Here is a 20416-nt window from a genome sequence, read left to right as displayed (position 1 = left end):
ATTGAAATTCAATTTTATTAACTTTAAGGAGAGAGGGTCTCCTACTCATAGATATACTGGGTTTGTAAAAGAGCAAGAATTAAAAAATACTTATAGATTATCGACTGATGATTATAATTATTTAAGGCAATTATTCAAGTTTAATGGTATTCCTAAGTATGTCGTTATAGATAAAAATGGAGATGTTATAAGTGATGATTTTCCAATGCATAATTTTGATTATGAAATTAAGAAAATATTAGCAGCCAATAAATAAGTAAAGGGCTTGTAGGGTAAAGCGTTAAATCATTTCTATTTTAACGTGAACTCACATTATTTTAGTAAAAAATTCTAATTCTCGATACAAATTTCACTCATTTCAATCGTAAAATTCACTAGAATTGACAAACTTCATCAAAATGCAAAACAGGTATGGGTAAGTATTTCAAGTTTGCATAAATCCTACAAAATATTTTATTAATAAGGAAAGCGTTAAAGAAACATTAAAAGCAACTCAATGAGCTTGTAACTTTGTTATATTTGGACTTTAGCTAACGATTCAATCATGCAAAAATCCATACTATATCTACTTATAACAGTATTCACTTTTTCAATTTCAACAGCCCAAAAACCTAAAACACCTTCATCCTCAGAAATATATGAATCTATTCAAAAACTTAATTTTTTAGGTTCTGTTTTATATATCGCCGCACATCCTGATGATGAGAATACGCGCTTAATATCTTACATGTCTAATCATGTAAAAGCAAGAACGGCTTATTTATCGCTTACACGAGGTGATGGCGGACAAAACCTTATCGGGACAGAAATCAGAGAATTATTAGGTGTTATACGTACTCAGGAACTATTAGCAGCCAGACGAGTTGATGGTGGTGAGCAACTTTTTAGTAGAGCTAACGATTTTGGTTACTCAAAACACCCAAATGAAACGCTTAATATTTGGGATAAAGAAACCGTTTTAGGCGATGTCGTTTTAGCAATCAGAAAATTTAAACCAGACATTATTATTAATCGATTTGATCATAGAACACCAGGAAGTACACATGGTCATCATACAAGTTCTGCCATGCTAAGTTTTGAAGCTTTTGATTTGGCAAATTCTTCATCTGCATATTCAAATCAATTAAAACAAGTTAGCCTATGGCAACCTAAACGCTTATTTTTCAATACAAGCTGGTGGTTTTATGGCAGCCAGAAAAAATTTGAAAAGGCAGATAAAAGCAATATGATAAATTTTGATATTGGTGTTTATTATCCACTAAAAGGACTATCAAATAATGAAGTCGCAGCTTTGGCTAGTAGCCAACATTTATGCCAAGGGTTTGGGCGTTTGGCACAACGTGGATCGCAACAAGAATATATCGAATTTTTAAAAGGAGAGCCTTTAACAGATAACAAAAACATTTTTGATGGTGTTGATACATCTTGGAATCGTATTAAAGGAGGAAAAACGATTGGGGCTATTCTATACAAAGTTGAAAATGAATTTGATTTTGTAACCCCTGCTAATCACATTCCCAAGTTAATTGAAGCTTATAAATTACTTCAAAACATTGAAGATGAACATTGGAAAGTTCAAAAAACGAAAGAACTAAAAGCCATTATAGAAATGTGTGCTGGTCTATATTTAGAAGCTTCGGCTGAAACAAATTGGGCAACACAAGGTGAATCTGTAAACTTAACCATAGAAGCCCTAAATAGAAGTAAAACAGACATTACTTTAGTAAGTTTCAATAACGCTAAAGATTTAAATGTTTCGAAAAACATAGCTTTAAAAGACAATATAAAGTTCTCTTTTAAAGAAGCCCTAAAAATTGATGATGACGTAAAGCCTACGACGCCATATTGGCTTAACGAAAAAGGCTCTTTAGGCATGTATAAAGCTGATGAAAAATATATTGGCTTACCAGAAACGCCTAGAATATTTAATATTGATTTTAATTTGCTTATCAACAACGTTCCAATAACGTTTACCAAGCATATTATTCAACGGTTTTCAAAACCAGATAAGGGAGAATTATACCGTCCGTTTGAAATAATACCAGAAGCTTCAGCAAAAATAACCGAAAAAGTGATCGTTTTTGAAAATGATCTTCAACGGGATGTAACAGTGATTGTTAAAGCTGGACGTGATAATCTGGAAGGTTACATAGAGCTGTGTCACCCAAAGGACTGGAACGTATATCCAGAAAAGCAAAAAGTAAACATTCCCCATAAAGGAGAAGAACAAACACTAGTTTTTACCATAGTGCCACCTAAAAATCAAAGTGAAGGCTACATGGGTCCTATAGTTCATGTTAATGATAAAGAGTACACAAAGGAACTCATTGAAATAGATTATGAACATATTCCGTTTCAAACCGTTCTACTTCCTAGCGAAAGCAAGGTTGTACGTTTAGATATAAAAAAGAAGGGTGAAAATATTGCTTATATAGCTGGTGCTGGAGATGTAGTCCCAGAAAGCTTAGAACAGATTGGTTATAATGTGCGAACTATTTCGCCTGAAGACATTAGCCCTGAAACTCTTAGTCGTTTTGATGCCGTAGTGGTTGGTATAAGAGCTTATAACACTGTAGAAGCGTTACAGTTTAAGCAACAAATACTATTTGATTTTGTGACAGATGGTGGTAATATGATTGTACAATACAATACCAATCATAGACTTAAAGCAGACAAGCTTGCTCCTTATGATTTAAAATTATCAAGAGATCGTGTGACCGATGAAAATGCTGAAGTACGATTTTTAAACCCACAACATGAGCTACTAAATTATCCGAATAAAATCACGCAACAAGATTTTAAAGGTTGGACACAAGAACGTGGTTTGTATTTTCCTAATAAATGGTCTAATGAATTCACACCTATTTTGTCTATGAACGATAAAAATGAATCACCAAAAGATGGTAGCTTATTAGTTGCCAAACATGGAAAAGGCCATTATATCTATACAGGACTGAGTTTTTTTAGAGAGTTTCCAGAAGGTGTTTCTGGTGCTTATCGCTTATTCGCCAATATGCTTTCTATAGGAAAAGAAGATTTAAAATTAGAAACCAAACTAAACGACTAAATATGTTGGATAAAAACCAACCTAAACAGACTTGGCTTAAGCTCTACTCTATAGTTTTAATAGTGAACATACTGTATTTCATCATCTTTTACATAATTACCAAATCTTTTTAATTATGCAGACTTTAGATTGGATTGATTGGGTTGTTCTAATTTCTACATTATTAGCCATTGTTGGATATGGCACATGGAAAACAAAAGGCAGTACTAGTGTACAAGATTATGTACGCGGAGGTAATACATCAAAATGGTGGACTATCGGACTTTCTGTAATGGCAACTCAAGCGAGTGCCATTACGTTTTTATCTACCACAGGTCAAGCGTTTTCAGATGGTATGGGTTTTGTGCAATTTTATTTTGGACTTCCTATAGCCATGGTCATCATTTGTATTGTTTTTATACCATTATATCATCGTTTAAAAGTATACACTGCTTATGAATTCTTGGAAAACAGATTCGATTTAAAAACCAGAAGTCTAGCAGCCATTTTATTTTTAATTCAACGTGGTCTGGCAGCAGGAATAACAATTTTTGCTCCAGCAATAATACTATCCGTTGTTTTGGGCTGGAATATTACTTACTTAAATATCGTCATTGGTATTTTAGTTATAATTTATACAGTAACTGGTGGTACAAAAGCTGTTACAGTAACACAAAAACAGCAGATGTTTGTCATTTTTGCCGGAATGTTAGCTGCGCTATTTATAATCTTAAATTTAATTCCTGACGATGTTTCATTTACAGAAGCAGTAGACATTGCTGGAGCTACTGGAAGAATGGAAGTTCTTGATTTTTCATTTGACTTAGAAAATAGATATACCGTTTGGTCTGGGTTAATTGGTGGGACATTTTTAATGCTTTCCTATTTTGGAACCGATCAAAGTCAAGTACAACGCTATTTATCAGGTAAATCCATGAAAGAAATGCAAATGGGGCTTATATTCAATGGTTTATTAAAAGTTCCTATGCAATTCTTTATTTTACTTGTGGGAATTATGGTTTTTGTCTTCTACCAATTTAATCCTGCTCCATTAAATTTTATTGATGCATCAACAAAAACAGTTCTAGCGTCTGAATATTCTCAACAGTATAAGGAACTCCAACAAAAGCAAAATCAACTTTTCAATAGAAAAAAAGAATTAAGTGTATTATTCTCAAAAAATAATGAAACCTCTATAAAAACTGATTTGTCACGTTTAGATAGTATTGAAAAAACATATCGATTAGAATCAAAATATCTAATAAAAAGGGCAGTTGATACAGTATATTCGTCTAAATATGACAATTTAAAAAATGAATTGCAAGCTATAAAGAATAAAGATGGAGATGTCTATACATTAAAGAAAGAAGAATTAAAAGACTTGTACAAAGCAGCTGCAAAAGACACCCAAACAAACGATAGAGATTACATGTTTATCTCCTTTATTCTTAAATACTTACCAAAAGGATTAATTGGGTTGCTCTTAGCTGTTATTCTATCTGCTGCCATGTCGTCAACAGCTTCAGAAATTAATGCGTTAGCTACAATTACTTCTATAGATTTATATCGCAGAAACCTGAAAGATGAAAAAGATGAAAAACACATGGTTAAAGCGACTAAACTTTTCACTCTCATTTGGGGTATAGTAGCTATAATAATAGCCTGTTTTGCTAATCTCGCTGAGAATTTAATTCAATTGGTAAATATTATTGGATCCATTTTTTATGGCAATGTACTTGGTATATTTTTACTAGCTTTTTTCTTCAAATTTGTAAAAGCAAATGCTGTTTTCATTGCTGCTTTAATTACTCAAGCAATAGTCATAATTGGATGGTGGTTTGATTGGATGCCATATTTATGGCTAAATTTATTTGGATGTGCATTGGTTATATTAATTGCCTTTACAATTCAATTTTTCACTGTAAATAATGATAAAAAAATCTCAACATAATATAAATTGGTTTAAGAAAACTATCAAAAGCTGACTAACTTATATTAGTCATTTTTATAATTATAATTTTATATTTCGCATATAAAATAATTTAACTAAATGAAAATGGAAACCATCAATTGGGGCATTATAGGGCTAGGAAATATCGCTAATAAATTCGCACAAGATTTATTAACTATTGAAGATGCTCAACTATATGCAGTGGCATCAAGATCTCAAGAAAAAGCAGATACTTTTGCTTCTAAGTACAATGCCACTAAAGCATACGACAGTTACGAAGCATTAGTAAAAGATTCTAATATCGATGCTGTTTATATAGCAACACCACATGCATTACATAAAGAAAACACATTGTTATGCTTAGAACATGGCATTGCCGTATTATGTGAAAAACCTTTTGCTATGAATGCTGAAGAAGTCAACACGATGATTTCTAAAGCTAAAGAGAAAAATGTACCTCTTATGGAAGCCCTTTGGACTTATTTTCTTCCGCATTATCAATATGTATTAAAAGAATTAGAGAATAAAACCTATGGTAATATTTTAAAACTTGAAGCTGATTTTGGATTTTATCGTGAGTTTGATGATACTTCCAGACTTTTTAGAAAGTCTTTAGGAGGTGGAAGTCTATTAGATATTGGTATCTACCCTGTTTTTGCAGCATTATCAACTTTAGGTATTCCACAAAATATAAAGGCAAGTGCTTCTTTTTTTGAAAACGGGGCTGACTCCTCATGCCATATGGTTTTCAATTATGATAATGATGTAACAGCTCATTTAAAAAGTACACTTTTAGAAGAAACACCTACCGAAGCTATTTTCTACTGCGAAAATGGAACTATTAAGATTAATAGAGGCTTTTTTATGCCAACAACAGTCACTTTAATTTCTAATGATAAAGAAGAAGTTATTGATTTTGGCTATAAAACTATTGGTTACAACTACGAAATTCTACATTTCAATAACCTCTTACGAGAAGGAAAAGTTGAAAGTAATGTTATGACATTTGAGTTTAGTAAGCAACTTATAAAGCTTCTTGATGATGTGAGGGCAAACATTAATTTAGAGTATTAATAATATAACAAAGGTCTAAAAAGTTGAATCCTCTGTCATTGAGAAGGAGGCACGACTGTGGCAATCTGTTTAATTTTAGTTTTAATTTAAAAGATTCTCACGTCGCACTTATTGGTGCTCCTCAGAATGACAAGTTGAATTAGACTTTTTAGACCTTTAATAGAGTTAGGTAATAAATTACATAGCCCCCCATTCTTTAAGGGAATCTTTATTCATTTTTACATAATCAGCATTTCCAGCTTTTTCAGCACCAGCTAAAGATTTTTTAGCTGCAGTAATAGCGCCTTTCTTATCACCTGCTTTTGCATGAATTAAAGACTGTTGTCTTAAAAACCAAAAACGTGGTTTATCTTTAGTCATGTCTACAGCTTTATCAATCCATGTCTTTGCTTCATTTATATCTTTACCCTCTTGTAAATAATAAACAGCTGCAGAAAAATAATCACCAGCACTAGGACCATTCATGGCATTCTTTATACTAGCAACAACGGCTTTATCTGTAGGCACTTCAAATTTAACACCAACATAAACATCCTCCCACATTAAACCTAAAGTAGCATTGCTGTTACTTAAATCATCAAATGACATTGTAAAGGTTTCAATCTTCATAGGTAGCTTATAAACTTTCACATTTGTTTTAGCCGCCACTTTTGTTTCATCCCATTCACGAGGAGTTCCCCAGTTATTAGTATCTGAATAAAACACAACATCCCATGATTCTTCATTAGGTTTTACAAAAATAGCATAAGCTCCAGCTTTAAGAGTTTGTCCATCAACAGTCACATCATCGCTAAAAGTAATAGTCGTATTTTTATTAGCTCCTGTACGCCAAAATTTTCCGTAAGGCACTAAATTTCCAAAAATAGTACGCCCTCTCATGTTTGGTCTAGAATACTCTATAGTTACATCTGTTAAGCCTACTTTTTGTTCCTGTTTAGAAAACGGACTAGGCTGTGGTGTTTTCACCTGTGCACTTACATTCAAAGAAAACGTTAATACCAAGGCAATTAATAATAGTTTTTTCATTTTGATTAAGTTTAATTATAGTTCTATTAATATCTATAAAATTAAGCATACAAAATCCTATTATTGTTAACAAAAACTTAAAATAAGAGGTTGTATATTTACCCAATATTAAATGATTACGGTAATTGACCAAAGGGAAAAGTTTTCGTTATATCCTTATTGAAAGCAAAAAATAAATTTCATGAAAAAATATTACGCAGAAATCATAGGAACATTTGCCATGGTATTTTGTGGTTGTGGGGCTATGACAATAAACGAAATTACTAATGGTAGCATATCACATGCTGGTGTAGCTATTACTTGGGGACTCATCGTAATGGCCATGATATATGCTTTTGGTGAAATTTCTGGAGCGCATTTTAATCCAGCCGTAACTATAGGTTTTGCTTTTGCAAAGAAATTTTCATGGAAAGAAGTTCCAAAATATGTACTAGCTCAAGCCATAGGCGCCATATTTGCCTGTTTTATTTTATGGTTTTTATTCCCAGAAAGCCAATTTTTAGGAGAAACTGTTCCAGCAGATGGTTTTCCACCATTTAAGGCTGCTATTTTAGAGTTTTTATTAACTTTCTTCTTAATGGTTGTTATTATAAACGTATCCACTGGTAGTAAAGAAATTGGAACTATGGCTGCCATTGCCGTAGGGGGAGTTATCCTTTTAGAAGCCATGTTTGCTGGTCCTATGACCAAAGCTTCTATGAATCCTATCCGTTCTATAGCTCCTGCCCTTTTTACTGGGAATTTTCAATATTTATGGCTGTACATCTCTGCACCAATATTGGGTGCTGTGACCGCTGTTTCTAGTTGTAAACTTGTAAAAGATGATAATTGTTGTTAGTATAAATTTAACTTAATAAAATAAGATAAACAGTATATATATCTACTATGTGTTAACTCATCATAGTAAATAAGGCTTATATAGCAGAGCAAAATAGCTTATTACCAGTAACTTAAATAAGGATCTTTACGTCTAAAACAATAGTCTTTCAAGATTCAAAAGATTGAAATCATAAAGAATTCTTATAACACTATCAGTATTTATGCTTAAATTCTCTTAAAAAGCATATTCAACCTTTTGTATATTTGGCATAATTTGTATTGTATTAAACTTACTACAATATATACAGACTAACTCCCTAAAGAACGAATTAGAAAACTATTTAAAAAATTGAAATTATGGATTTAATAGATAGAGCACTAAAATTTGAACAAAGAAGCTTGAGATCTTTATCAACTAGTGACAGAGTAAAAATTTCAAGGGAAGCAAAAGCTTTAATTTTAGATTTAAATCAAATATATAAAGTAAAAAAAGACGAAAAGATAATGAATCTTATGAAGCGTCTAACTGTAATAAAAAGAAAAGTTGAAAAGCGATTAAAAGGGGCTCCTTTGACTACTTAAAATTAAAAAACTATTCGATTAGCTGTCGTAAAAAACTCAAAATATTAAATTTTACATAATTATTCTCTGCAAAAATCGAATATCTCATATATTTTATTATATTGTCAAATTCTGAAAAAGAAAAATTGTCAGACAGATATAAATTAGATTAAAATTCATGGATATTATTAACAACGCTTTAGAATTCGAACAACGCAAACAGTCTTTTAAAACGACAAGCGAACGAATAGAAGCATCAAGAGAAGTTAAAAATTTAATATTAAGCTTAAATAAAATTTACAAGGAAGAGAAAGATCCAGAAATTATGGATTTAATGAAACGCTTAACTGTAATTAAGCAAAAAATAGAGAAAAGGTTAAAAGGAAGACCATAAAATACCTGTTATTCATTGTATATAATAAAAAAAGCAATGAATATAATCACTTTATATTTAGCTTAGGTATTTTACTTAATCCTAAAAAAATTAACCCCAGAATATATATTATATTTTTCTGGGGTTTTATTATATATAGAAGCCAAATGTTCACGTTTTTATGTAACATAATTGAGATTATATAGTCTCATTAATATATTATAACATAAATAACATTAAGCAAATCTTTCATTTTTTTGAAATATTCAACTTCTCAATACACTACCATTAGCGAACATCTATGTATCAATTTCGTACATTTAAAAACAAAAAAGCCTAAAAAACACTTATTTTCAGCAATTTAAATTATGGCACAATAATAACATAGAAATAAATAAAACAACTCTTCATAATGAAAAAAGCATCAATTAAAATCAAAAATCAAGTTTCCTTAACATGTATACTATCCTTCCTAATTTCTTGTGCATTCTTAAATGCTCAGAATATGCCTGGAGAATCCTTTACTCTTCAATCAAAATATATGAAAGGAGATCGTGAAATTCAAATAGCTCTACCTCATGGTTATAATGAATGGACTGAATATGATGTACTGTATATGCTAGATCCGAAATGGAATATGGAACTTAAGAAATCGTTGCTGGACTTTATGCAAAAGAAAAGCATGTCACCAAGAACGATTCTTGTGGGGGTTGTTAGTCCAGATAGAACTTCAGATATGACACCAACAAAAATGGATAATTTCCCAACCTCAGGAAATGCTGAAAATTTTATAGATTTTATCGGAAAAGAAGTGAAACCTTTTGTAGAATCAAAATATAAAACATCGGGACATAATACATTTGCAGGACATTCTTTTGGAGGACTTTGTGTCATGCATGCATTGCTTAAATCGCCAGAATATTTTGATTCATATTTAGTAAGCGATCCATCATTTTGGTATGATAATAAGTTATTAGTAAAAATGGCTAAAGAAAAACTCTCAAAAGCAGGTGGTAAAACTTTATTTATAGGTGGTAGAAAAGGAAAAGCTTATAAAGGAATGGGTATAGAAGCTATGGGAACTGTTTTAAAAGAATATGCGCCAAATAATTTAGATTGGAAAATTATAGCTTACGAAAACGAAACTCATAACAGTGTTATTTATAAACTTAACTATGATGGTATTAAGTTTATATCTCAAGATTTTAGAAATAGTACAATTAGGTTTACACCAAACCAAGGAGAAGTCATTCCCGGAATTCCTTTAACTATTTTCATGACGCAACCTAATGACAAATTGAGGTATACTGTAGATGGAAGTGAACCAGATTTTGATTCAGAATTTATGAACGATTCTGTTACCATATTAAAAGCTACAACTTTAAAAGTAAAAATTCCTTTAAAAAGAGACCATACACTTCCTGCCGTAAGTGGTGAATTTGTTGAAGGCACAAAATTAAAAGGTATAAAAAAAGGTAAAAAACATGCAGCTGGGTTACGCTATACTTATTATGAAGGTAATTTTAATAAGCTTCCAAATTTTGACACCATAAACGTTATAAAAACAGGCTTAGTCACTAAAGGTTTTAAATTAAAATCTTTCCCTAAAAAGCAATTCTTTGCTAGTGTATACAAAGGGTATTTTGAAGCTAAAACTAGCGGATATCATTATTTTGTATTGTCTTCTAATGATGGGCTTAAGTTTTACATTCATGATAAATTAATGATTAATAATGATTTAAAGCATAACGCCCATAGTCAAAAGTCTACAGTAATATATTTAGAAAAAGGGTTACATCCCATTCGTTATGAATACTTTCAATTTGACGGAGGAGCGGAAATTAACCTTTACTATAAAGCACCAGGAGAAAAACCAGGTAGGTTAAATTTCGATAGGTTTTGGCACAAACCTTCTAGGAAATAGATTTTATGAATTATTGTTTTTAACTCTATAAAAAATTCAATTTTTAATTGAAGCTTTTTAAATTTGATAGTAGAAATAAACATGAGTATCCTATCAACTCTACGATCTAAAAAAATGTTCGGATGGATGTGAAATATGACAAAATAGGTATTGGTTATAATCTTACACGAAAAGCTGATCCGTTTTTAACAGAACAGCTACTACGCCATCTAAACCCCAAAAAAGATGGTATTTATTTAGACATTGGCTGCGGAACTGGAAATTATACAAATGAATTTCAGAAAAAAGGATTTCAATGTATCGGTATCGATCCTTCTAAAAAGATGCTAGATAAAGCAAGAATAAAAAATAAGGAAATAGATTGGAGAATTGGTTTGGCAGAAAACACTGGACTTCCAAAAAATTTTGTAGATGGAATAATAGGTTCTCTAACCATTCATCATTGGACTGATTTAAAAAAAAGCTTTTTAGAACTTAAAAAAGTTCTGAAGCCAAATGGAAAAATCGTGATTTTTACATCCACCCCAGAACAAATGAAAGGTTATTGGCTCAACCATTATTTTCCTAAAATGTTAGCAGGTTCTATAAAACAAATGCCTACTTTAAAAAGCATAGAAAGTGCTATGAAAAATGCTGGAATTGAACTTTCAGAAATAGATAAATATTTCATCAAACCAGATTTGCAGGATCAATTCCTGTATTGTGGAAAACAAAATCCCGAACTTTATTTTGATAAGCAAATCAGGCATGGGATTTCTTCATTTTCGTCATTGGCAAACCGAATGGAAGTCAAACAAGGTTTATCCAACTTAAGAAAGGATATTAATAGTGGGAAATTCGATGAAATTACTCAAAAATATAAAAACGACTTGGGTGATTATCTTTACATAATTGGAAAAAACTCAGCAAGATAATACTGTTTATTAAAACAATGCAATGAATTTGTGGTGTTATCCCATTAAACAGTCTATCTTCAATATAAGTAAATTCTAATTGAAGGCTACCTACTCTACTAATTTACTCTTTCAATTCTAGCTCCTATTGCTCGTAAACGTTCATCTATACGCTCGTAACCACGATCAATCTGTTCTATATTTTGAATTGTTGATGTACCTTTTGCCGAAAGTGCGGCTATAAGCAATGATACACCTGCTCTAATATCTGGAGAGGTCATCGTAGTTGCCTTTAATGTCGATTTATAGTCATGTCCAATAACCGTAGCTCGATGTGGATCACATAATATAATTTTAGCACCCATATCAATTAATTTATCTACAAAAAACAAACGGCTTTCAAACATTTTTTGATGTATTAAAACACTTCCTCTAGCTTGCGTTGCAACTACTAAAATAATACTTAGCAGGTCTGGGGTAAATCCAGGCCATGGCGCATCAGAAATGGTTAATATAGATCCATCAATAAAACTTTGTATTTCATAACCATCAGTATGTGCAGGAATATGAATATTATCACCTTGTTGTTCAACAGTGATACCTAATTTTCTAAAAACATTTGGAATTACTCCTAAATCATCCCAAGATACATTTGTAATAGTCAGTTCGCTTTTTGTCATTGCAGCAAGTCCTATCCAACTACCTATTTCAATCATATCAGGTAACATGGTATGATCTGTACCTCCTAAAGTTTCAACGCCGTCAATAATTAACATATTAGAACCAACACCACTTATTTTGGCACCCATTCTATTTAGCATTTTACATAACTGTTGTAAGTAAGGTTCGCATGCTGCATTGTATATAGTAGTCTTGCCTTCTGCTAAAACAGCAGCCATAACAATATTTGCTGTTCCTGTAACCGATGCTTCCTCAAGAAGCATATAAGCCCCTTTTAGTTTATCTGCTTCAACACCATAAAACTGTTCTTCCTTACTATATCTGAATTTAGCTCCTAAGTTTATAAGCCCCTCAAAGTGTGTATCTAATCGTCTTCTACCTATTTTATCACCTCCAGGCTTTGGGATATAACCTTTTCCAAAGCGTGCCAATAAAGGGCCAACAATCATAATTGATCCGCGTAAACCCCTTCCATCAACTTTAAACTCATCAGATTCTAAATAATCCAAATCAAGATTATCTGCTTGGAAAGTATATGATCCGTGTGCTATTTTTTGAATTTTAACTCCTAATTTTCTTAATAAACTAATTAGTTTATTTACATCAACAATGTCAGGAATATTATTAATTGTTACTAATTCTGGAGTTAGTAAAACTGCACACAAAATTTGTAACGCTTCATTTTTGGCCCCTTGAGGTTGTATACTTCCTTTTAGTTGATGGCCACCTTCAATTTTAAATGTTCCCATACTTAATTACTAGTGGCGTTTTCTTTGTCTGTTAGAATTCTTTTTGTGGTGGGTTTTCTTATTACTTGAAAATTTGTTCTTAGAACGCAACAAACTGGTAGCATCTGATAAATCTTCTTTAGAATCTTTCAAATTAATTTTCCCTGCAGAAAGCTCGTATAAATGACTAAAAATCACAGCATCTTCGACGGTGTCTTTATTCCAATTTAAAAAACACTTTTTCATATGATTAGCAATTGTATACACCAAAGCCTCTTTAAGTTCACCTTCTTCCCAAGTATTGGCAACATCAATCATCGTTTTAATATTGTTTCCATAAAAACGATATTTAGGAAAGTTTTGAGGGTATTTTAAAGGCTCTGGACGCTCTTCAAAAAGTTCTTTTGTAGGTTTCTCATAAGGGGAATCTACATCCAATTCGAAATTAGACATAATAAAAAGTTGATCCCAAAGTTTATGTTGAAAATCAGGAACATCTCTTAAATGTGGCTGCATATTTCCCATGACCGCAATAATAGCTTTAGCAATTTTATTACGCTCTTCTTTTACTTCTATGGTTTTAGCATAATTAATCATTTTCTGCATATGGCGACCATATTCTGGAATGATTAAATGTTCCCGCTCTGTATTGTATTCTAAATTATCTATAATCAAAATTAAATGTGTGTAGAATTAATTATTTATGCATGTAAGTTGGTATGCATGCGCAAAATACAAAAAAAAACTAAAGACTTATCACCCCTTCAACTTTTTCTGCAACTTCTTTATACTTTTCAATAACGGCATCTGGGTCTCTCATCAGTAAATTAATTGAAACACTCGTATATTTGCCATTTTTTGATTCAATCTTATTAATAACAGCACCCATGTTATTAAAAATAGCTTCTAATTTCGCTATTTTTTTAACGTCAGATTTTACTATAAATTTATATAAATATTCTGCTGGCCAACTTGTTGTTTCATATAATTGTCCTTTTAGTTTTTTATAAAACTCTTCAGAATTAGGAGGTGCGTTCATAGTCTCTTTTATATCGTGCAAATATACAGTTTCATCCGTTTAAATCATTATTTTTAACACATACTTAAGCACTTCTTCACTCAAGAAAATAACATTCGCGCAGTTATAACTCTGTGAATTAAAAACTTTAGTTATAAGTGTTTCTGTTTACATTTTTTTTATCGCAGTTTAATTCCGATTTTTACGACAAAATAATGTCGGTTTTGAACACTAAAAAGATTGTAATTACAGGGGGGCCTGGTACTGGAAAATCTACTTTAATAAATGAGTTAATAAGTAGAGGCTACAATTGTCTTGAAGAAATTTCTCGTCAAGTTACCCTAGATGCAAAAAAAGAAGGTATTGACCAACTATTTTTAACCAACCCTTTATTATTTAGCGAATTACTTTTAAAAGGTAGGCATCAGCAATTTTTAAATGCCGAAACAGGTGCTTCTGAAATTATTTTTTTTGATAGAGGTCTACCGGATGTGTTAGCTTACATGGATTTTATTGGGGACTCCTACCCTGAGAGTTTTATAAATACTTGTAAAAATGCTATATATGATATTGTTTTTATTTTAAAGCCATGGGAAGCTATATACAAAAGCGATAACGAGCGCTACGAAAATTTTGAACAAGCTTTAAATATTCACAAACACTTACTAAACACCTATCAAAATTTTAATTACCATTTAATAGATGTTCCTTTTAACACTGTTGAAAATAGAGTCGATTTTATTTTAAACTCGTTGAATATGTAATAATGGAGCATCCCATAAACATATTAGAACGTTATTGGAAGTTTACAGAATTTAGACTTAATCAAGAAGCCATTATCAATGCCGTTATTGAAGGAGAAGACACTTTTGTTTTATTACCAACTGGTGGTGGAAAATCATTATGTTTTCAAATTCCTGCCCTAGCTAAAAAAGGTATTTGTATTGTTATTTCTCCTTTAATTTCCTTGATGAAAGATCAGGTACAAGCCTTAAACAATAAAGGAATTAAAGCTATGGCAATTACAAGTGGGATAAGTTATAGCCTATTAGACACGCTTTTAGACAACTGTATTTACGGAAATTACAAGTTTTTGTATCTATCACCAGAACGCTTACAACAGGAACTGGTACAGGACCGTATTAAACAAATGCACGTAAATTTAATAGCAGTTGATGAAGCGCATTGTATCTCGCAATGGGGAAGTGATTTTAGACCTGCATACAAAAACATATCGCTATTACGCCAAATACAGCCTAGTGTAAATGTGGTAGCCTTAACCGCTTCAGCAAGACCAGAAGTCGTTGATGATATTGTAAAAGAGCTTGATTTTATTCAACCTAAAATATTTAAGCAATCTTTTGCCAGACCTAATCTGGCATACATGGTATTTCATGAAAATGATAAATACTACCGCCTTGAAACTATTTTAAAAAAACATATCGCTTCATCAATTATTTATGTTAGAAACAGGAAATTAACTATAGAAATTAGCGCTTTTTTAGAATCTAAAAACATGACTTCAACCTATTACCATGGAGGACTTTCAAATATTGAAAAGGATATTAATATGACTGCATGGACACAAAATCAAAAACAGGTTATGGTTGCGACAAATGCCTTTGGTATGGGTATTGACAAACCAGATGTTAAAACAGTTATTCATTTTAATTTACCAGAAAGTATTGAAAGTTATTTTCAAGAAGCTGGTCGTGTAGGCCGTAATGGGCAAAAGGCTTTTGCCGTAATTCTAAAAAATAATAGTGACGCTACTTTAGTAAAAAATCAGTTTTTAAGTATTTTACCAACAGTCGATTTTGTCAAACAGGTATACAGGAAACTATGCAGCTACTTTCAAATATCTTATGGCGAAGGTGAATATCTGACTTTCGATTTTAAATTTAATACCTTTTGTAAAACTTATAACTTTGGTTCTATTTTATGTTATAATACCCTGTTATTATTAGATAGAAATAGTATTATCACATTATCAAAACAGTTTAAAAATAAAGTAACTGCTCAATTTGTTGTATCAAATTCAGCACTTTTTAATTATTTAGAAACGCATCAGGATTTTAATATGATTGTAAAATCAATATTAAGAATGTATGGCGGTATTTTTGATCATATTACAAAAATTGATTTAATAAAAATTTCTAATAAGGCATCGGTAACCGAAAGTAAATTAATTCGGGTACTTCAACAATTAGAAAAGGATAAAATCATTACCCTAAACTTAGCAAAAACTGATGCTCAAATCACTTTTATAGAGCCTAGGGAAGATGATAAAACTATTAATAGAATTGCATCAATCATAGAGCAACAAAATAAATTAAAGCAACATCAAGTTAATGCCATGCTCAATTACATTGAAAATGATTCGGTTTGTAAAAGCATACAACTCCTCACCTACTTTGGTGAAAAAGACATGAAGCCATGCGGTATTTGCTCCGTTTGCATAAATTCAAAAAAAGTAGCGACACCTCCAGATATAAAAACAATAAAAAAAAATATCATAAAATTATTAGAAAATGGAGATCAATCATCTAGAGATTTAATTTCAATATTAAATTGTAAAGAGGCAGATTTAAAAGTAGTCTTAAAATTATTATTAGAGCATAACATTATAACTATTACACCAACAAACACATATAAATTAAGTCATATATGAGGGATTTAAGAATTGTATTTATGGGAACACCAGATTTTGCTGTAACCACTTTAAAAGCATTAGTAGAAAACCAGTATCACATAGTTGGGGTTATAACTGCTCCAGATAAACCTGCTGGGCGTGGACGCAAATTAAATGAAAGTGCTGTAAAAGTATATGCAAAGGAAGTCAATTTAAACATTTTACAACCTATCAATTTAAAACAGAATGACTTTTTAGATGAATTGAAGGCGCTTAAAGCAAATCTCCAAATTGTTGTAGCCTTTAGAATGTTACCAAAAGTAGTATGGCAAATGCCCGAATATGGCACTTTTAATTTGCATGCATCATTACTACCAAACTATCGTGGTGCAGCTCCTATAAATTGGGCTATTATTAATGGTGAAACCAAAACAGGGGTTTCAACGTTCTTTATTGATGAAAAAATAGACACTGGTGATATGATTCTTCAAGAAGAAATAGACATAGAAGCTGATGAAAACGTAGGAAGCTTGCATGATAAATTAATGAATATAGGGAGCTCTTTAGTTCTAAAAACAGTAAACGCAATAAAAAAGGGACGTGTTAAAACTGTACCTCAAAAAGAAACTAAAAATATTAGAACTGCTTATAAATTAAATAAAGATAATTGTAAGATTAACTGGAACGAATCTATAGACAATATATATAATAAGATACGAGGTTTAAGCCCTTATCCGGCAAGCTGGTGTACTTTTATAAATGGTGAAGATAGATTGGATGTAAAAATTTATCGTGCTGACAAAGAAAGAGCATCGCATACAAAAAGTATTGGAAGCATTATTTCTAATAAAAAAGAGTTAAAGATTGCTGTTACAAATGGTTATATCTTAATAAAGGAAATTAAGCTTCCCGGTAAACGAACTATGGATATAAAAGCGCTTTTAAACGGTTATACTTTTGAAGCAAATGCTAAAGCGCTCTAAACCCTTATTATCATTGATATTACAAATCATCGATAAAATACGCTTCCTTTATTAACAAAAGAGTCAAGTTATTAACAATACCGTGTTTTTCCCTTGCTATTACTTGCATGGTTTCATAATCCGTATAAATTTGTAGTAGGATTTAACAATAATGTTTAACCAATTTATTAATAATTAAATTTTATATTATGAACAAAACAGATTTAATCGACGCAATGGCAGAACACGCAGGAATCACTAAAGCTGCTGCAAAGAAAGCTTTAGAGTGTGCAATCATTGAAATTGAAGGAGCTTTACAAAAGGGTAACAGAGTTTCTTTAGTAGGATTTGGATCTTGGTCAGTTTCTAAAAGAGCTGCAAGAGAAGGAAGAAATCCTCAAACAGGACAAACTATAAAAATCAAAGCTAAAAACGTTGTTAAGTTTAAAGCTGGATCAGATTTATCAAATGCAGTAAACTAGTAGTTTACCTCTTTTATATTATAAAGATGCCTTCAAGTTTTGAAGGCATCTTTTTCTTTATATCAATTAAAACAGTTGCTTTTTTAATAAATAAACATTAGATTTAGTTGCTAATACCTCAAAAGCATGATAACAATAAAACCAAAGAAAGGTGATTTGTTAATCGCTGAACCTGCGATAATAGGTGATGTTTCTTTTAATCGCTCGATAGTATTAATTGCAGATCATTCGAAAGAAGGATCTATAGGCTTTATACTCAACAAACCTCTAGATTATACTATTAATGAACTGGTTCCAGAAGTTGAAGCTACTTATAAAGTTTACAACGGTGGACCTGTAGAACAGGATAATCTCTATTTTATTCATAAAATACCAAAATTAATCCCAGAAAGTATTGAAATTTCCTTAGGTATTTTTTGGGGCGGTGATTTTAGTAAAGTAGCAGAGCTAATTACTAATGGTGATATAAATGAAAATGATATTCGTTTTTTCCTAGGATACTCCGGTTGGGAAACAAATCAATTAGAAGAAGAACTTAAAGCGAATTCTTGGGTTGTTACTGAAAATATTTACAAAAACAATATTATAGAGAAAGATTACAAATCATTTTGGAAAGAAAAAATGCTAGAGTTTGGAGGTGAATATAGTATTTGGTCTAATGCACCAGAAAATCCAAACTATAATTAATTCAATCTTACTTTAACATTCAGTTTTTGTAATAAGTTTTTAGATACTTCACTGACATATACCTTCTTTCTATATTTCGTTACAGGTTGAATTCCAACAATAACATTTGTTATAAAAATTTCGTCAGCTTTTTGAAGTTCAAACGGAGAAATTGAATCTTCAACAATTTCATAATCAGGCATACTTTTAATAATATCTATAAGTTGCTTACGCATAATGCCTTTTAAACAACCGTCACTTATTGGAGCCGTTTTTATGATATTATCTTTTACAACAAAAATATTCCCGTTAAGAGCTTCTACAACATGCTTATTAGTGTTTAAAACAAAACAGTTATGTAAGTTGTTTTCTTTTGCATAAATGCTCCCAACAACGTTTAATATTTTATTATTAGTTTTTAATGTAGATAATAAGCTTGGCGACACATAATAATCTTTAAACAAATCAACTTCATAAAAACCGTCTTGAAGTAAATAAAAATCATCTTGAATAGGTTTTACTGAAATTATAAAACTTACATCATTCGAATTTGGAGTATACAGCCCACCTTCATTTCTATGTACAAACAATTTAACTCTTGCAGATGACTTTAACAAGTTATTAGATTCCAGAGTACTAAGAATCTGTTCTTCTAAATACTCCATAGTAAAACTCATTGGAATTTCCATACGCATAATACGCATAGAAGCCATGAGTCTAAAATAATGATCTTCCCAAAACAAAATTTTACCAAAGCTTACTTTAATGGTTTCAAATAAAGTATCCCCATAATTATAACCTCTGTTTTCAATTGAAAGAATTGTATTTTCTTCTAGAATATTTCCATTAAAATTTGTCATAAAAAAATCCCGCTTTATTGGTTAATAAAAGCGGGACAAATATAATTTAAAATATAGAATTAAACAGATCCAAGCACATGCTTTAAATCAGAAATTTGATTTTCCCAAAGCATTTTAGCTTCATCAATTTCATCTTCTTCTGCAAAATCGGTAACCATTAGCGATACATCTTTAGTGATTTCATCAACTTGTATTCTTATTTCAAAATACGATACCTGATCATCTTCGTCATTCAACCACCTAAATTTAACACGTTCACCACTTTTTTTACTTAACAATTTTGCCTGTTCTTCGCTATCATCCCATATAAAAGTGAATAATTCACCACGAGAATTTACGTTATCTGAAAACCATTCGGATAAACCTGAAGGTGTTGATATATATTGATACAACAGTTGAGGGGATGCATGTATTGGAAATTCAATATCAAATTTAACTTTATCGTCCATAAATAGCTTAAAAATTTTATGTTACCAATATATACATTAATTGATAAGTAAAACAACAATTTTTAATAATATTTTATCTAATATCTGTTTGCTTACAATAATATTGTTTTTATATTTGCAGCCTTAAATTATGGCGAGGTAGCTCAGTTGGTTAGAGCGTCGGATTCATAACCCGGAGGTCGGGGGATCGTGCCCCCCTCTCGCTACAAGGAAAACCTAAGATTTTAGTCTTGGGTTTTTTATTTCTGTACAACATATGTACAACAAACAA

The 20416-nt window shown here is 31.2% G+C and carries 20 protein-coding genes and 1 tRNA gene; 15 read left to right on the top strand and 6 right to left on the bottom strand.

Features of this window, described 5'->3' with window-relative positions; all coding sequences use genetic code 11:
* Position 1: 1 nt before the first annotated feature.
* The 4 genes from EM932_RS01340 to EM932_RS01325 all read left to right on the top strand — a co-directional run bounded on the left by EM932_RS01340 (position 2) and on the right by EM932_RS01325 (position 6071).
* Positions 2 to 256, top strand: a complete 255-nt coding sequence (locus EM932_RS01340; RefSeq protein ID WP_135874688.1) for a thioredoxin domain-containing protein — start codon at positions 2 to 4, stop codon at positions 254 to 256.
* 288 nt (positions 257 to 544) lie between these two features.
* Positions 545 to 3067, top strand: coding sequence for a PIG-L family deacetylase (locus EM932_RS01335; protein ID WP_135874686.1), 2523 nt, complete (start codon positions 545 to 547; stop codon positions 3065 to 3067).
* A gap of 115 nt (positions 3068 to 3182) precedes the next feature.
* Positions 3183 to 4997: a sodium:solute symporter family transporter gene (locus EM932_RS01330; RefSeq protein ID WP_135874684.1), complete on the top strand. Its 1815-nt coding sequence runs from the start codon at positions 3183 to 3185 to the stop codon at positions 4995 to 4997.
* A 99-nt stretch (positions 4998 to 5096) separates the two neighbouring features.
* Positions 5097 to 6071 (top strand): Gfo/Idh/MocA family protein, encoded by a 975-nt coding sequence (locus EM932_RS01325; RefSeq protein ID WP_135874682.1) that lies wholly within the window; start codon positions 5097 to 5099, stop codon positions 6069 to 6071.
* Positions 6072 to 6248: 177 nt separating this feature from the next.
* Here EM932_RS01325 and EM932_RS01320 read toward each other — a convergent pair whose 3' ends face one another.
* Positions 6249 to 7097: a DUF2911 domain-containing protein gene (locus tag EM932_RS01320; RefSeq protein ID WP_135874680.1), complete on the bottom strand. Its 849-nt coding sequence runs from the start codon at positions 7095 to 7097 to the stop codon at positions 6249 to 6251.
* Between the two features lie 172 nt (positions 7098 to 7269).
* On the opposite strand from EM932_RS01320, the gene EM932_RS01315 reads away from it, so the two are divergent.
* From EM932_RS01315 to EM932_RS01295, 5 genes are all read left to right on the top strand, one after another.
* Positions 7270 to 7935 (top strand): MIP/aquaporin family protein, encoded by a 666-nt coding sequence (locus EM932_RS01315; protein WP_135874678.1) that lies wholly within the window; start codon positions 7270 to 7272, stop codon positions 7933 to 7935.
* Between the two features lie 338 nt (positions 7936 to 8273).
* On the top strand, positions 8274 to 8498 hold the full coding sequence (locus tag EM932_RS01310) for a hypothetical protein (protein ID WP_135874676.1): 225 nt from the start codon (positions 8274 to 8276) through the stop codon (positions 8496 to 8498).
* A 157-nt stretch (positions 8499 to 8655) separates the two neighbouring features.
* Positions 8656 to 8871, top strand: a complete 216-nt coding sequence (locus EM932_RS01305) for a hypothetical protein (RefSeq protein WP_135874675.1) — start codon at positions 8656 to 8658, stop codon at positions 8869 to 8871.
* 391 nt (positions 8872 to 9262) lie between these two features.
* Complete coding sequence (locus EM932_RS01300; RefSeq protein ID WP_135874673.1) at positions 9263 to 10774, top strand: alpha/beta hydrolase-fold protein; 1512 nt, start codon at positions 9263 to 9265, stop codon at positions 10772 to 10774.
* A 122-nt stretch (positions 10775 to 10896) separates the two neighbouring features.
* On the top strand, positions 10897 to 11688 hold the full coding sequence (locus tag EM932_RS01295; RefSeq protein WP_135874671.1) for a class I SAM-dependent methyltransferase: 792 nt from the start codon (positions 10897 to 10899) through the stop codon (positions 11686 to 11688).
* A 98-nt stretch (positions 11689 to 11786) separates the two neighbouring features.
* Here EM932_RS01295 and murA read toward each other — a convergent pair whose 3' ends face one another.
* The 3 genes from murA to EM932_RS01280 form a co-directional block, all read right to left on the bottom strand.
* Positions 11787 to 13097, bottom strand: coding sequence for a UDP-N-acetylglucosamine 1-carboxyvinyltransferase (murA, locus tag EM932_RS01290; RefSeq protein ID WP_135874669.1), 1311 nt, complete (start codon positions 13095 to 13097; stop codon positions 11787 to 11789).
* Positions 13098 to 13106: 9 nt separating this feature from the next.
* A complete protein-coding gene (locus tag EM932_RS01285; RefSeq protein ID WP_135874884.1) occupies positions 13107 to 13748 on the bottom strand; it encodes a DUF4290 domain-containing protein in 642 nt (213 codons plus the stop codon).
* A gap of 73 nt (positions 13749 to 13821) precedes the next feature.
* On the bottom strand, positions 13822 to 14115 hold the full coding sequence (locus EM932_RS01280; RefSeq protein WP_135874667.1) for a DUF493 family protein: 294 nt from the start codon (positions 14113 to 14115) through the stop codon (positions 13822 to 13824).
* Between the two features lie 203 nt (positions 14116 to 14318).
* Here EM932_RS01280 and EM932_RS01275 point away from each other — a divergent pair, with 203 nt between their 5' ends.
* The 5 genes from EM932_RS01275 (at position 14319) to EM932_RS01255 (ending at position 18857) form a co-directional block, all read left to right on the top strand.
* Positions 14319 to 14858, top strand: coding sequence for an AAA family ATPase (locus EM932_RS01275; protein ID WP_135874665.1), 540 nt, complete (start codon positions 14319 to 14321; stop codon positions 14856 to 14858).
* A gap of 2 nt (positions 14859 to 14860) precedes the next feature.
* A complete protein-coding gene (locus EM932_RS01270; RefSeq protein ID WP_135874663.1) occupies positions 14861 to 16765 on the top strand; it encodes a RecQ family ATP-dependent DNA helicase in 1905 nt (634 codons plus the stop codon).
* A complete protein-coding gene (gene fmt / locus EM932_RS01265; RefSeq protein ID WP_211344241.1) occupies positions 16762 to 17709 on the top strand; it encodes a methionyl-tRNA formyltransferase in 948 nt (315 codons plus the stop codon). Before EM932_RS01270 ends, fmt begins: the two co-directional genes overlap by 4 nt.
* A 188-nt stretch (positions 17710 to 17897) precedes the next feature.
* Positions 17898 to 18170: an HU family DNA-binding protein gene (locus EM932_RS01260; protein WP_102754658.1), complete on the top strand. Its 273-nt coding sequence runs from the start codon at positions 17898 to 17900 to the stop codon at positions 18168 to 18170.
* A 126-nt stretch (positions 18171 to 18296) separates the two neighbouring features.
* Positions 18297 to 18857, top strand: a complete 561-nt coding sequence (locus EM932_RS01255; protein ID WP_135874661.1) for a YqgE/AlgH family protein — start codon at positions 18297 to 18299, stop codon at positions 18855 to 18857.
* Here the strand turns inward: EM932_RS01255 and EM932_RS01250 are convergent.
* Together EM932_RS01250 and EM932_RS01245 are read right to left on the bottom strand one after the other, a co-directional pair.
* Positions 18854 to 19696, bottom strand: coding sequence for an aminotransferase class IV (locus tag EM932_RS01250; protein WP_135874659.1), 843 nt, complete (start codon positions 19694 to 19696; stop codon positions 18854 to 18856). The two genes, EM932_RS01255 and EM932_RS01250, sit on opposite strands and share 4 nt — an antisense overlap.
* 59 nt (positions 19697 to 19755) lie before the next feature.
* Positions 19756 to 20145: an START-like domain-containing protein gene (locus EM932_RS01245; protein ID WP_135874657.1), complete on the bottom strand. Its 390-nt coding sequence runs from the start codon at positions 20143 to 20145 to the stop codon at positions 19756 to 19758.
* Between the two features lie 132 nt (positions 20146 to 20277).
* Here EM932_RS01245 and EM932_RS01240 point away from each other — a divergent pair.
* Positions 20278 to 20351, top strand: a tRNA-Met gene (locus EM932_RS01240).
* The last annotated feature ends 65 nt before the right edge of the window (positions 20352 to 20416 follow it).

This window comes from Flavivirga rizhaonensis (assembly GCF_004791695.1).
In the GTDB taxonomy this organism is placed as follows: domain Bacteria; phylum Bacteroidota; class Bacteroidia; order Flavobacteriales; family Flavobacteriaceae; genus Flavivirga; species Flavivirga rizhaonensis.
Note: the sequence above shows the minus strand (reverse complement) of the source record. Positions and strands in the feature narration are given on the sequence as shown.

Bases quoted from the DNA above. Each gene is read 5' to 3' on its own strand.
- EM932_RS01335 (WP_135874686.1), top strand. From the start codon at position 545: ATGCAAAAATCCATACTATATCTACTTATAACAGTATTCACTTTTTCA.
- EM932_RS01330 (WP_135874684.1), top strand. From the start codon at position 3,183: ATGCAGACTTTAGATTGGATTGATTGGGTTGTTCTAATTTCTACATTA.
- EM932_RS01325 (WP_135874682.1), top strand. From the start codon at position 5,097: ATGAAAATGGAAACCATCAATTGGGGCATTATAGGGCTAGGAAATATC.
- EM932_RS01320 (WP_135874680.1), bottom strand. From the start codon at position 7,097: ATGAAAAAACTATTATTAATTGCCTTGGTATTAACGTTTTCTTTGAAT.
- EM932_RS01310 (WP_135874676.1), top strand. From the start codon at position 8,274: ATGGATTTAATAGATAGAGCACTAAAATTTGAACAAAGAAGCTTGAGA.
- EM932_RS01305 (WP_135874675.1), top strand. From the start codon at position 8,656: ATGGATATTATTAACAACGCTTTAGAATTCGAACAACGCAAACAGTCT.
- EM932_RS01300 (WP_135874673.1), top strand. From the start codon at position 9,263: ATGAAAAAAGCATCAATTAAAATCAAAAATCAAGTTTCCTTAACATGT.
- EM932_RS01295 (WP_135874671.1), top strand. From the start codon at position 10,897: ATGGATGTGAAATATGACAAAATAGGTATTGGTTATAATCTTACACGA.
- murA (WP_135874669.1), bottom strand. From the start codon at position 13,097: ATGGGAACATTTAAAATTGAAGGTGGCCATCAACTAAAAGGAAGTATA.
- EM932_RS01280 (WP_135874667.1), bottom strand. From the start codon at position 14,115: ATGAACGCACCTCCTAATTCTGAAGAGTTTTATAAAAAACTAAAAGGA.
- EM932_RS01270 (WP_135874663.1), top strand. From the start codon at position 14,861: ATGGAGCATCCCATAAACATATTAGAACGTTATTGGAAGTTTACAGAA.
- fmt (WP_211344241.1), top strand. From the start codon at position 16,762: ATGAGGGATTTAAGAATTGTATTTATGGGAACACCAGATTTTGCTGTA.
- EM932_RS01260 (WP_102754658.1), top strand. From the start codon at position 17,898: ATGAACAAAACAGATTTAATCGACGCAATGGCAGAACACGCAGGAATC.
- EM932_RS01255 (WP_135874661.1), top strand. From the start codon at position 18,297: ATGATAACAATAAAACCAAAGAAAGGTGATTTGTTAATCGCTGAACCT.
- EM932_RS01250 (WP_135874659.1), bottom strand. From the start codon at position 19,696: ATGACAAATTTTAATGGAAATATTCTAGAAGAAAATACAATTCTTTCA.
- EM932_RS01245 (WP_135874657.1), bottom strand. From the start codon at position 20,145: ATGGACGATAAAGTTAAATTTGATATTGAATTTCCAATACATGCATCC.